The organism is Kitasatospora sp. NPDC087861, from assembly GCF_044742585.1.
Lineage (GTDB): Bacteria > Actinomycetota > Actinomycetes > Streptomycetales > Streptomycetaceae > Kitasatospora.
Map to the genome: position 1 here is coordinate 172,506 of NZ_JBIUUS010000019.1, position 12,251 is coordinate 184,756.

General features: G+C 73.6%; 9 protein-coding genes. 2 read left to right on the forward strand and 7 right to left on the reverse strand.

All coding sequences use genetic code 11. From position 1 onward, the window contains the following. Positions 1-37: 37 nt before the first annotated feature. From ACIOJE_RS26145 to ACIOJE_RS26175, 7 genes are all read right to left on the reverse strand, one after another. Positions 38-1,414 (reverse strand): NUDIX hydrolase, encoded by a 1,377-nt coding sequence (locus ACIOJE_RS26145; RefSeq protein WP_280683974.1) that lies wholly within the window; start codon positions 1,412-1,414, stop codon positions 38-40. A gap of 161 nt (positions 1,415-1,575) precedes the next feature. Continuing rightward, positions 1,576-2,739 carry a hypothetical protein gene (locus ACIOJE_RS26150; protein WP_400779235.1) on the reverse strand — a complete coding sequence of 388 codons (1,164 nt, stop codon included), beginning with the start codon at positions 2,737-2,739 and terminating at the stop codon, positions 1,576-1,578. Continuing rightward, positions 2,736-4,823, reverse strand: coding sequence for a methyltransferase, FxLD system (gene fxlM, locus ACIOJE_RS26155; RefSeq protein WP_280683970.1), 2,088 nt, complete (start codon positions 4,821-4,823; stop codon positions 2,736-2,738). The genes ACIOJE_RS26150 and fxlM overlap by 4 nt, the downstream gene beginning before the upstream one ends. A gap of 15 nt (positions 4,824-4,838) precedes the next feature. Continuing rightward, a complete protein-coding gene (locus ACIOJE_RS26160) occupies positions 4,839-6,098 on the reverse strand; it encodes a lanthionine synthetase C family protein (RefSeq protein WP_280683968.1) in 1,260 nt (419 codons plus the stop codon). After that, positions 6,095-9,112, reverse strand: a complete 3,018-nt coding sequence (locus ACIOJE_RS26165; RefSeq protein WP_400779238.1) for a lantibiotic dehydratase — start codon at positions 9,110-9,112, stop codon at positions 6,095-6,097. The genes ACIOJE_RS26160 and ACIOJE_RS26165 overlap by 4 nt, the downstream gene beginning before the upstream one ends. 89 nt (positions 9,113-9,201) lie before the next feature. Beyond that, positions 9,202-9,372 (reverse strand): FxLD family lanthipeptide, encoded by a 171-nt coding sequence (locus ACIOJE_RS26170; protein WP_280683965.1) that lies wholly within the window; start codon positions 9,370-9,372, stop codon positions 9,202-9,204. A 105-nt stretch (positions 9,373-9,477) separates the two neighbouring features. Next, a complete protein-coding gene (locus ACIOJE_RS26175) occupies positions 9,478-10,329 on the reverse strand; it encodes a TauD/TfdA family dioxygenase (protein WP_280683963.1) in 852 nt (283 codons plus the stop codon). A gap of 177 nt (positions 10,330-10,506) precedes the next feature. On the opposite strand from ACIOJE_RS26175, the gene ACIOJE_RS26180 reads away from it, so the two are divergent. Both ACIOJE_RS26180 and ACIOJE_RS26185 read left to right on the forward strand, forming a co-directional pair. Continuing rightward, the gene (locus ACIOJE_RS26180; protein WP_280683961.1) at positions 10,507-10,938 is read left to right on the forward strand and encodes an NUDIX hydrolase; all 432 of its coding nucleotides are present in this window, start codon (positions 10,507-10,509) and stop codon (positions 10,936-10,938) included. Between the two features lie 3 nt (positions 10,939-10,941). Then, positions 10,942-12,090, forward strand: a complete 1,149-nt coding sequence (locus ACIOJE_RS26185) for a helix-turn-helix domain-containing protein (RefSeq protein WP_280683959.1) — start codon at positions 10,942-10,944, stop codon at positions 12,088-12,090. Positions 12,091-12,251: the final 161 nt, after the last annotated feature.

Consider the following 12,251-nt stretch of genomic DNA (forward strand, 5'->3'; position numbering starts at 1 on the left):
GCCGGAGCGGTTGGCGGGTGGGTTTTGTGGAGCCGGCTCAAGAGGTGGTTTTCGACGGCGGGTCGGCCGCGTCGGTCAGCAGGGGCAGGTAGTGCTGCATGTACGGCGGGACCTTTAGGTCGAGCACCTCAGCCAGGGGGACCATGCGTACGGCCAGGCCCTCGTCACCGAGGCGCAGGTCGCTGTCGGGGCCGTCCCAGACGGCGTGCAGGACGCGGGTGAGCGGGAGGCCGAGGTCGTGGTGCGGGCCGGGGAGGGGCCGCAGCCCGGTGATCTCGACGCCGGCCTCCTCGCGGACCTCGCGCACCGCGCTCTCCCGGGCGCTCTCGTCGGCCTCGCGCCAGCCGCCGATCGGAGTCCAGTAGCCGGGCCAGGCCATGCCTGGCCTGTCTTCGCGCAGGTGCATCAGCAGTCGACCCGCGCGGTCGGTGACGAAGACCAGGACGCCCTCGAAGTCGTCGCCATCCGGGGCGGGGCGCTCCAGGTAGAGCGGGACACCGCAGCGGTGGGCGCGCAGCACCTGCCGGAGCCGCTGGTAGTGGGCGGAGGTCATCCGGGAGCGCCAGTCGTGGGCCGTCTCGAACCGGAACTCGGTGTGCTCGGCCGGATCGAGCCGGATCCGGGCCTGCTGCTCCGCGGTCAGCGTGCCGCCGTCGAACACGTAGCCGGCGACCGGGACCGGGTAGTCGGCGTCGGCCTGCGTGTGGATCACGGCGACCAGGCGCCGTCGGGCGATGATCTCCGGGTTCTCCGCAGCGAGGTCGAGACCCAGTTCCTCCTCGGCCTCGCGCAAGGCAGTGGTGAAGGGGCTTTCACCGTGCTCGACGTTGCCGCCGGGGAAGTTCCACACCTCGGGGTTGATGGTGGAGCGCATCCCCAGCACGCGGCCGTGCGGATCGGTGACGAGGAACGAGCCGTAGGCGCTGGGTCGGGCGATGGTGGTCAGGTAGCCGCCGACCGGCCGCCAGCCGGGGATCGCCAGGCGGCCGGTCAGCCACTCGATCACCGCGCGCTGACCGTCGCTGGTCGTGGGCAGCCGGTCGGAGGGAGCCCACTGATGGTCGTCGTGGTCGCCGGAGAGGACGACCGGGGTGCCTTCCGGCACGACGGCGGTGAAGACGAACTGCCTCACCTGCAAGCCGCGCTGGTTGGTGAAGTCCAGGTGCCGTGCGTACTCCAGCGTCAGGCCGGTGAGCCCGGTCTCCTCGGCCAGCTCCCGTGCCGCACCCGCCGGGACGGGTTCGCCGTCCTCCCGACCACCGCCCGGGTACTCCCACAGGCCGGGCAGGACGTCGTGTGCGGCCCGGCGGATCATCAGAATCCGGCCGGAAGTGTCGCGGACCACCACACCGACGCCGATCCGATCGGCGCCCTCGCGGAAGGCGAGGTCGGTCAGCACGTCGAAGTCGATCACCGGTTGACTCCTCGGTCTCTCGGGCGGACACAGCCCGCCAGCCGGCGCTGGTCTTCGCCGTGGCTCCTGCGGACACAGCCGGCGCGCGGGCGGGCAAGTGCACTGAGCCAGGGCGCTCCGGCACCCAAGTTGCTTTCTGTGGAACTGAGTTAAGGAACGGCCTAGAGGTTGGCGGCCTCCGATGATGGTGCTGTTCGAGTGTGGCGTTCAAGCGGATTACCTCCGGGCGAGCCCGGGTCGAACGGGGAGGTTTCGAGCACCTCCCGGGCGCGGGCGAGGGCGTCCTCCAGCTGGCCGCGGACGGGCTCGGGGAGGGTGGCGGAGCCCAGCGCGCAGGCGGCGAGAGCCTGTTCGAGCTCGGCCGTTCGGCCGGGTTCGAGGTGGTCGCGGACGCCCGGGTGGCCGAGGAGGTCGCGCAGCGCGTAGCCGTCGCCCATTTCACCCGTTCGGCTGGACAGCTGCTCGATCAGGTTTCGGGCGGCGGGCGTGTCCGGGCCGGCGGCGTCGAGCGCGTTCAGGGCGAGGCGGGTGGTGAACACGGCCAGGCCCTCGTCCGGTTCGAAGGCGAGGCAGTGGTCGATCGCGGCCTCGGCGGCACGCTGGTCGCCGGGGTAGCACAGCGCGGTGAGCACCGCGGTGACGGCGTCCTCCCACGCCTCGCCCGGCTCGGTGGCGGCCAGCAGGGCGAGGGCGCCGGGAAGGTCGTCGGCGGTGGCGCGGGCGAGGACGGCGACCTGGCGGCCGTCGAGGATGCGCCGGCCGATGCCGCGATGCTCCTTGATGTGGCGCAGGGCCCTGTTCCAGCGGCCGGCGGAGGTGAGGGCGCGGGTGCCGTCGGCGAGGACGACGCGCCACAGCCACTGGCGGACCTCGCCGCGCTGCTCGTCGGTCTCTGTGAGGTGGGCGGGGACGGCGATGCCGTCGAGGGAGGTCTCGGTGTCGTTGATGACGGCGCGGTAGAGGTCGCGGAGGAGGCGGTAGCCGTGCTGGGGGTAGCCGGCGCGGATGTGGAGGCGGGCGATGTTGACGACGGGTTCGAGGCCGCGGATGGCGCTCATCGCGGGGAGCGGGCCGCGGGTGAGGTAGAGGGCGGCGTGGCGGTGGCACAGCTCGCGGGCGTAGTCGGTCAGGGCGAGGTCGGAGGCGAGGAGGGCCGCCTGGTTGAAGACGGTGGACGCGAGGCCCGGGTCGGCCTGCCGGGCGGCAGTGTCGGCCAGCTCGCAGAGCCGGCCGACACGGGAGTTCAGGGGCAGGCACGCGGGCCGGTGGCGTGCGACCAGCGGGAAGCGCTGGGCGGTCGATCCGGTCGGGTGCACGTGGGTCACTCCCAGATGACGGTGATCGGGTGGTTGGGGCGGTCCAGGACGAAGCGGCCAGCGCCCGGGTCCGCAGTGGCAGGGTTGTCGGGGAGTTCGAAGCGCAGGGTCCGGCCTCGGAAGCCGGCGTTCCAGGTACGGATCTCCTCGGCGACGAGGTCGGCGAGCAGTTCGCCGGCGGGGCCGTGGCCGATGGCGCCGGTCTCGTACGTCTTACGGCCGTCGGCATCGGGCTCGCCGGGGCGCAGGGTGAGGTAGGCGAGGGAGTCGGCGTGGATGGTGGCCATAGCGCCCCAGCCGAACATGGGGTGCACGCCGCGGTCGCGGGCGTTGCCGGTCACGCTCATCCGCATGAGGGAGGTCGGGAGCCGGAGGGCCAGCCACAGGTCCTGGTACTCGTAGGTGGTGCCGGCCGGGATGGTCACGCCGCTCCAGGCGTCGTAGCGCTCGCCGTCGAGGACGCCAGCCAGGAGTTCGGCGTTGACCGCCTCGTCCTGGTCCTTGTGGACCTGGAGGGTGACGTCGCCCTCGCCGGTGAGGGTGACGGTGCGGCGGGCGTCGTCCATGCTGCCGCGCAGTGGCATGAAGACGGCGAGCCGGTCGTTGACGGACGCCCAGGAGTCGCCGTGGCGCTCGAAGGCGATGACCCGGCTGGCGGTGCCGCGCAGGCGCAGTGGCAGGACGATACGCCCGGTGGGCTTGACCTGCTGAAGCCAGGCGGTGGGCATCTCGCTGGTGCTCACCGTGGCGATGACGCGGTCGTACGGGGCGCCGTCGGGGTACCCGAGCGCGCCGTCGCCGAGAACCACGTCGACGTTGGTGATGCCGGAGTCCGAGAGGTGCTTGCGGGCGCCGTCGACGAGGTCTTCGTCTACGTCCACGGCGACCACGTGCCCGCTGGGACCGACGATGGTGGCCATGTAGGCGGCGTTGACACCGGTACCGGCCCCGGCCTCGAAGATCTTCTCGCCGGGCTGGGCGCCGAGCTGTCCGAGCATCATGGCGACGATCGCGGGCTGGGAGGCGGCGCTGATCTGGGCTCCGGAGCCGTCGGTCTTCGTGTAGATGGGGTTGTCCGCGTAGGCGACCTCCAGCGGGAAGCCGGGCAGGAAGGGCTCGCGGGGCACGGCGCGGAAGGCGGCCTCGACCGTGGCGGTGCGGATGGCGCCCTGGTCGAGGAGTCGGTCGGTGAGGGCGGCGCGCAGCTGCTCGGCGGCCGGGGTGGCGGAATCGGTTTCGTTGCCGAGGGTAGTCATGTGGGCGACCTTAGTGGTGGCGTGGATGGTGGAAGCCGAGGGCGCGGGGCCCTCGTCGGAGTGGAAGACGGCGTCCAACGCCCGTGCGGCCATGGCGGCTTGATGGTCGACCGGCAGGCCGGAGCGGTTGGCGTGGAAGAGAAGGTGGTGCGCGAGGACGGAGCGCAGCCCGCGGGTGAGAACGCCGTCGCGGGCGAGGCGGGCGAGGTCCTGCCCGGCCTGCTGGAAGGCGTGGACCCAGCCGCCGTGGTGGGCGAGCGGGGTGGTGTCGCGGGTGAGTGCCCAGGTGTCGAGGTGCATCAGGTGCTGCATGGCGGCGGTCAGGGTGGCCGCCCGCTCGGGCGGCACGGGGGCGGGGGCGTCGCGGAGCATGGCGAACTTCGCCCAGACGTCGCCCTGTTCGTACCAGTCGAGTCCGGCGGCGCGGAGCATGGCGGAGACGAGGACGGCGACGGTCTCGGCCCGGCCGAGCGCGGGCGGGCCGGGCTCGGCTGCCCGTGCCAGCAGGTGCCGGCTGTCGGCGTGGAAGAGTCGGTGGGCGACCTCCATGGCTTCGGGGCCACCGAATGCCTCGGTCTCCGGTTCGTAGATCACGGTGGCCCAGCCCTCGACGAGTCCCCCCTCGACGAGCGTGTCCAGCAGCGCGGTGACGGCGGGCTCGGGCGCGGCGGCGCGGTAGCGCAGCCGCAGGCCCTCCTTGCGCATGTACCACCAGCCGTCCAGCGCGCCGGAGTCCTGGGCGGCGTTGAGGACGGGGGCGAGGCGTTCGGCGGCGAGGCGCTCGGGTGTTTCCCGGTGGGCGGGGGTGATGGTGTGCTGGATCCAGTCGGTGGTCATCGGATCGGTCCTCGGTCAGGCGATCAGGAGGCAGGCATCCCAGCGGGTCGCGGGAGTGGTGCCGATGGCGGGGGCGAGCAGGGTGAGGGCGGTGCCGGCCGCGCCTTCCAGGAACGCGGGTCCTGCCGTAGTGAGGAGGCGGCGGGCCTGTTCGTCGGGGTCGGTGTGCGGCGGGTGGATGGTGTCCAGGAGCAGGTCGGCGGCCGAGCGGAGCCGGGCGGCGTCGCGCGGGGAGGCGTCGGTGGCGGCGCGGTGGGCGATGTGGGCGAGCCCGGCGTAGCCGTGGCAGGCCGACAGGTCGGTGGTCGCGGCGAGCGCCTTCGGGTCGACCAACGCGGTGGCGAGGGCGGTCTCGGCGTCGTGGCGCAGGCGGGGGTCGTCGATGGCGAGGGCGGCGAGTTGCTGGGCGCGCGTGACGCCGGCGGTGCCGTAGCACCAGCTCGGCCGCTGCGGCGGCATTGGCCTGCGGGTGGGGCCGGTCAGGTGTGCGGGTGTGACCCAGTACGGCCAGGTGTGATGGTCTCGCCAGCGCTCCAGCCAGGCCAGGATCGTGCCGATGGCCTCGCGTTGTCCGTTGACCTCTACGCCGTGCCGCAGCGCGAGGGCGAGCAGGGCGAGGGGACCGGCGATGCCGTGCGCCACGCCGGTGTTGGCGTGCCCGCCAGGGAAACGCTCGTCCGGCTTCCCGGACGGTCCGCTCGCGGTCCACCAGCCGGGCAACAGCTCACCGTTGTGCTTGACGTCCTCGGTGAGGCGGACGAGGTAGCCCAGGACCCGGCGGATCGCGTCGCCGTCGGGGGCCAGGCACAGGAGTACGGCGCCGAGGCCAGCAAGTCCGCGGATGGTGTCGAACTCGGCGAGTACCGGCAGGTCGCCGTGGTCGATCCGGGCGGTGGCCTCGTCGCAGCGGCGCACCGCGTCGGCGGTCACGGCCTGGTCGAGGTGGTCGAGGGCGCGTTGGTGGGAGCCGAGGCGGGCCTGGGCGGCGCAGGCGAGGGCGTGCGCGAGCGCCGGAGCGCCGTAGTACAGGTAGCTGTCCGCTCCGCTCGTCACCGGGACGTCGGCCGCGACCGACAGCCAGGCGCGTACCGGCTCCCACGGGCCCCGGCCGGTGGCGGCGCGTTCGATGTGGAGCAGGGCGATGCCGGGCGCGCCGTGGGCGAGGGACTGGCGCCACTGCGGACGGGACGTCCACGCCTCCGGCGCGTCGGCCGGGTCGGCGAGGAGTTCGGCGATCCGGTCGGACAACCGAAGAGCGGGGTGCGGGGTGGTCATCGGTCACCGTCCCGGGAGAGGTGGGCGAGGGCGGCTGCGCGGGCCAGGTAGAGGACCTGGGCCTCGTCGTCGAAGTCGATGCGGTGTGCGCGGACGAAGCTGCAGTGCAGGAGGGAGCCGAGGACGTCGTCCGCCTGCACGCCCTGGGTGTGGGGGCCGGGGAAGTGCCGGCGGTAGGCGTCGAGGGCCTGGTGGCGCCGAGCCCAGGCGTCGGCGATGGCGGAACCCCCGGGCTCGGCGCGTAGCGCGGCCCAGTTGCGGGCCGGGTCCGCGAGGCGCACGGCCTCGCGGAAGACGGGTCTGGGCACCGTGGCCGGGGCTTGGGCGGGGACGTTGTCGACGAGCCAGCGCAGTCCGGCGGTGGTGGAGCCGGTGAACCCTGCCGCAGTGGCGAGCGCGTGGGCGGCGAGCAGTGCCTGCCGGCCGGGCAGCGCGGGCTGGGACAGCTGGGCGAGGACGGCGGCGGAGTCGGCGCGGAAGACCTCCTCCGCCGCGGCCCAGGCCGGGCCTTCTCCCCACCGTCCGGTCTCGGTGTACGAGGTGGGGTACACGACCTCGGACAGCAGTCCGGCCTGGTGGAGTTCGGCGGTCCAGGTGCTGATCGCGGTGGTGGCGGGGCCGAAGGCGGCTGGGGAGGGCAGGGCGATGCGCAGCCGCAGGTGCTGGCGCGGGTCGCGGAAGCGCACGAACCACCACTTCGGGTTGCCGAGCCGGTCCAGGAGGTCGGGCAGGTGCCGGGTGAGGACGGTGTCCTGGCGCTCCAGGTCGACGTAGAGGGAGGCGAGGAGCACCCGGGAGGTGCCCGGGGCGTCGCCGTGGCCCCGCGGCAGGATCCGGGCCGGGGTGGGCTTGGGCAGGCGCGGCCAGGCCGGAGAGCGGGTGGCGGTGGCGGGAACAACGATCTCGTGGGCCCGGCCGCCAGCCCAACCGAGGTCGGCCGGATGGGGCTCCTCGACGAGGACCGCGTGCGGGGCGGAGCGCAGGTGGTCGCGCAGCAGGGCCCGGTGGCCGGGGTGGTCAAGGTCGAGCGGCAGGCCCTGGCTGTCGGCGGCCAGCAGCACGCGCCGCGGTGCCCGGCGCCGCTTCATCCACGACGTGAGGGCCTCGTCCCACTGCTGCTGCGGAGCGTTGCCTGCGGGGAGCTCGGCGGCGGTGAGCCGCCAGGCGGCCGGGGAGAGGATGACTCGCCGGTGCCGTAGCCGGGGCCGGAACGGCAGTGTGCGGAGGGAACCCCAGTCGAAGCGGGTGACCTGCGCGGTCTGGGCGCGGGACAGCTCGGTGATCAGCCGGGCGAGCGGCGGGGTGTGGGTGCGCAGGTTGAGGGCGTGGGTGGCGGCGGCCTCGACCCGCACGCCGAGCGCCGGCGCGGCCAGGTACATGCGCCGACCGTCGCAGCCCACCGCCAGGTCCTCGGGGCCGAGGACGCTATCGCCAGCGGGGCGGTGCTCGGCGAGGCTGATCACCAGCTGGCCCGTCGGCAGGCTCCGGGCGACGTGCCCGGTAGCCGCGTCCAGCGGAGGGAACGAGAGCTGCGCGGTGACGGCGTGCTCGTCCATCGTCGGCAGGTTCGTCAGCAGGTCGGTGAACGCCGTCCGGTGCCCGGGTTCGAGGAGGTGGAGGAAACGGCCGACCGAGACGCCGGCGGCCCGGGACACCGAGACCACCTCCAGCCGGAAGTCGCCCCGGTCGAGCGCCTCCTGGCTGAGGGCGTGGACGCGGGCGACGATCTCCAGGTGCGGAGGCAGGCGCGGCTCGTCCGGGCCCAGATGGAGGGAGGCCAGCAGCGCCTCGTCGAGGACGACCTCGCGCGCCCCGTCGAGAGCGGCCCGCTGGGCGAGGGCGGCGAGCAGTTCGTCGCGTTCGTCGAAGCGCGGCTTCTCGGCGGGCCGGGCGCCGGGGTAGCCGTCGGGCCAGCCGATCCCGTTGTCCGCCACCACATCGAGCAGCGGCACCAGCGCGCCGCGGCCGTAGCGCTCGTAGAACTTCTGGTGGTACGCCCGCCACGCTGCCGTGCCGTTGGGAGCGGCGCTGAGCCGGGCGAGCAGCTGGGCGGCGCGCGCGGCCTCGTCGGCCACCGTCTGAGGGAGGACGAGGTCGGCGTCCAGCCGCAGGTCCACGGCCGACACGAGCAAGCCGTGCCCGGAGGCACTGGTGGCGCGTAGGTCTGCCAGGGGCTCGGCCGCTACGGCGACTTCGTCGGCGCCGGCGTTCTCCAGGGACGCCAGGATGTGCCCGAGCGGGTCGGGCTCGGTCGCCGGGGCATGAAGGTTCGTGATGAGCACCTGCTGGGCGACGAGCTCGGACAGGATGCCGGTGACCTGTTCGGCGTTCGCGGTGGGGAACTCGGCATGGACCTTGTCGGCAAGGCCGCGGAACCGGAGCGGCCGGCGCGCGGCGGCGAGGGCGAACGCGACGGGGCGGGTGTGGCGCAGAGTCGTCTCGGCCGCAGACGTGCCGCCGCCGGGCCGGGCGAGCGGGCGGTGGGAGACGACGAGACGGTCGCCGCGCACCTGGACGGTGGTGTTCGCCGTCACGTCCAGACGGGCCAGCACGGAGGGGCAGCGCTCCAGCTGCTCGATCGCCCGGGCGATCCGGGCCGCCGAGGTGCGGGTGACAACGTGATGCCCCTCGCCCCAGCGCAGGTCGCAGGACGGTCCGAACGACGCCGCCTGCACGCCGGCGAAATGCCCGAACGGGGTGGGGCGGCCGGCAGCACGAACCAGGTAGCGGGCGGTGGAGAGTACAGCGCGCCGCACGTCTCGCGGCGCGGGCGAGGGGGTGGCGGTCAGCTGGGCGACGCGACGGGCAAGGACCGGGCTGGCCACGCCGAGGGCCTGGGCGAGCCGCCTGTCCGCCCACACCGCGCGCAGCCATCGCGCTCGCTGGCCCGTCGCCGCGGGTGCGTCGCCGTCAAGGTCGGGCCAGGCGGGAACCTGCAGGTCGGGGTGGGCGACGGCGCGCACCAGCGCCACGCCGGCGGAGCGGTAGGGAGCCGTGGAAGCAGGAGGGCGCATGGCCGCGGACCTCGCAGTCGGAGACGGAACGGGACGGTGGTGGCGGCCGGTGCCCCGGGAGGTCGTCCCCGGGGCACCGGCCGGTCGGGTCAGTGCAGGCCGGTGGTGCAGGCGCCGCAGGTGCTGCCGCAGCCGTCGTCGGTCAGGGTCTGCAGGCTGGCCGCGTCGGTGGTCTCGACGGTGCGGACGTCGAGGTCGAACTCCTCGCCGACGGCGGCGGGCGTGGTGGCCTTGGTCTCGGCCGTGATCTTCTGAGCCATGGCGGCTCCTCCTTGAGGGTTTTCCTTGTGAGACCTGGAGCCGGGGCGCGGGACGCGCCCCGCGTCACCAGGAGACGGTGAGGCGGCAGTGCCGCGCGCCGACGGTCAACTGCGTGCGGTGAGCAGCTGTTCATCGAGATCGCCCGCGCGGCGGGTCACCTCGTGCAGGGCGGTGGGGCGAGCCGTGGACCACGGCGCGGGGAAGCCCGGGCCGAGGCCGAGCGCGGAGTGCGGATCGCCCAGAGCGCGCAGTATCAGCCGCTCGCCCGAGAACGCGGTGCGGCCGTGCAGCAGACGATGGTTGTCCAGCACGACACCCTGCCCGGGGGCCAGCCGCAGCCGGCGGGTGTTGCGGTCGATGGCCTTGCGAAGAGCGGGCAGGTGCGCGTCCGCTTCGGGCGAGAACCGGGCGAGGCCGTCCTGACGCAGGCGCAGCCGCCAGCGGCTGGCGGGCAGCTGCTGGAGGACCGGGGCGAAGTGGCCGCCCGATCCGCCGAAGTAGGCGGCTCGCTCCGCGGAGAGCGCCTCGATGGCGGCAGGGTGGTGGGCGGCCAGCTCGGCGAGGACGGCCTGGCCGTCCACCAGCAGGCTCTCGCCGCCGGTGTCGCCGGCGCGTGCGCACGCCAGCAGGAGCAGACGGGGCGGATCCGGGTGCTGCGCGCACTCGGTGTGCAGGGGCAGGGTGCCGCGCCCCAGGCCGGCGAAGCCCGGCCGACCGTCGTGGCGGCCGGTGTCGCGGATGACGGTCAGAGAGTCCGGGTCGGCATCCCGGTGCTTCCACAGCGAGGACATCAGCCGGCCAGCCGCGATGAGCACGTCGTCGCGCCCGCCCAGCCTGGCGAGCCGCAGCACCCCGTGCTCGCTCAGCACCGCTCCGGCGTGCTCGCGCACTGCTCCGTGCAGCACGCCTGCGGTGAACTCCTCGCCGCTGGTGCCGTTGGTGTCGGAAGACGGCATGGTGGATCTCCCTCGTAGGACCGAGTGGGTGGGAGGCGACACACTCTCCACGCCCCACCGCCCCGATGGAAAGTGACAGATTGTCAAAGCGAGATCACCGGACAGCTGGACGTCGCGCCGCCGTGCGACTGCTACGTTCGACGAGCCCGTGCCCGCCCGTGCACCCCGGAAGAAGCGATGACCGGACAGACAGAACAGCCCTATGTGCCAACGGCCTTCCCGATCTCCATCAAGGGCGTCGTGCTCGACCCGCAGCAGCGGGTGCTGCTGCTGAAGAACGAAAGGGCCGAGTGGGAGCTGCCCGGCGGGAAGCTGGAGGGGACGGAGACCCCCGAGGAGCGGGTGGTCACGGAGATTCAGGAGGAGAGCGGCTGGACAGCGACCGCTGGCCCGCTGCTGGATGTGTGGATGTACGAGCCGATCCCCGGCCGCAAGGTCTTCATCGTCACCTACGGCTGCACCGCTACCGACGCACACCGGCCCCCGGTCGTCAGCCACGAGCACAAGGAAGCCGGCCTCTTCCGCCGCGACGAGGTGCCCGGCCTGGTCATGCCGCAGGGCTACAAGGACTCCGTCGCCCGCTGGTACGAATTGCGGGACCGGGTCTGAGCGGTGGCCGGGATCGACCCCTACGGCGGCATCCGCTGGCACTGGACCACGCCCAGGGCCCAGGACATCCTGCGTCGCCGCGCCCTGCCTGAGATCCTCCAGCTCTACCGCGAACTCCATGGCCTGTCGCAGCAGGAACTCGCCTGCCTGCTCCGCTACTCCACCAGCTACGTCTCCCGCATCGAGACCGGCTCGCGCACCATCACCGACATCGGCGCCCTGCGCCACATCGCCGAACGCCTCGGCCTTCCGCCGCACTGCCTGGGCATCACCGACGAGGCGGACGGAGACCACCAGCTCGTGATCCAGCTCGCCGATTCCGTTTTGCGCCTGGCCGAGATCGCCCGTCAGGCCGGCCAGGCCACCACCGCTGTCGCGGAGTTGTGGCCGCTGGTCGCCCGCCTGGAGGCCCGCACCACCGACGGCCACGCCGACCTCGACACCCTGCGCCTGCTCGCCCGGGCCCGCGTCGGCCTCGGCGTCGCGCTCGGCCACGTGCTGCCGGAGGAGCGCCTGGCCACCGCGGCCCGCTGGACTGGCAAAGGACTCAGCGTCGCCCGGCGCCTGGGCGATCCGGGACTGCACGCCCACGCCTTGCGCCACCACGGCAACGAACTGCGCAAATCCGGCCTGCACCTTCGAGCACTGGACCGGCTCGCGCAGGCCCGCGACACCGCTCGCACCGGCACCGAACGCGCCGAGGCCATCGTCCTGCTCGCCCGCGCCGCCGGAGCCGCCGGGAACGCCGTCGTCTTCGACGAGGCAGTCGAGGACGGCCGGCGGCTCCTGGGCGAAGTGGTGCCCACCGCGCTGTTCTCCGAGTTCACCCTCCACGAGGTCCGCCTTCGAGGTCTCATGTGCACCGGCCGGGTCGCGGAAGCGGTCCGGCAGCTCGACCAGGCACCGGCGGCCGGACTCGTAGCGACGTCCCAGTGGCGGATCATCGCGGCGATCACCGCTGGCGAGGTGCTGCTGCGGCGAGGAGATGCGACCGGCGCCGCGCAGCAGTTGACCGCCGCGGTCGACGGGGCGACCCTCCACCGTCTGCCGCACCAGCTCCAGCGCGTCGTTCGGGCCGGTCGCCGCCTGCCCGAAGTCCGAGAACAAGCGGACGACGCCCTGGCGCGGCTGAGGGTTGAGATAGCGGCTTGACCTACGCGTGGTCATCACCATGGTGAGCTCCCCTGAAGAAGCCTGGTTGCTGCGGCTACGCCCCCGGCCGACGGGGAACTGGACGAGGCCATCGGGCGGCCCGTGCGGCACGTCGGAATCCCGCCGTGCCGTGCGGCACCCGGGGGTTGGGCCGGCGACGA

Bases quoted from the DNA above. Each gene is read 5' to 3' on its own strand.
- fxlM (WP_280683970.1), bottom strand. From the start codon at position 4,823: ATGACCACCGACTGGATCCAGCACACCATCACCCCCGCCCACCGGGAA.
- ACIOJE_RS26160 (WP_280683968.1), bottom strand. From the start codon at position 6,098: ATGACCACCCCGCACCCCGCTCTTCGGTTGTCCGACCGGATCGCCGAA.
- ACIOJE_RS26165 (WP_400779238.1), bottom strand. From the start codon at position 9,112: ATGCGCCCTCCTGCTTCCACGGCTCCCTACCGCTCCGCCGGCGTGGCG.
- ACIOJE_RS26170 (WP_280683965.1), bottom strand. From the start codon at position 9,372: ATGGCTCAGAAGATCACGGCCGAGACCAAGGCCACCACGCCCGCCGCC.
- ACIOJE_RS26175 (WP_280683963.1), bottom strand. From the start codon at position 10,329: ATGCCGTCTTCCGACACCAACGGCACCAGCGGCGAGGAGTTCACCGCA.
- ACIOJE_RS26180 (WP_280683961.1), top strand. From the start codon at position 10,507: ATGACCGGACAGACAGAACAGCCCTATGTGCCAACGGCCTTCCCGATC.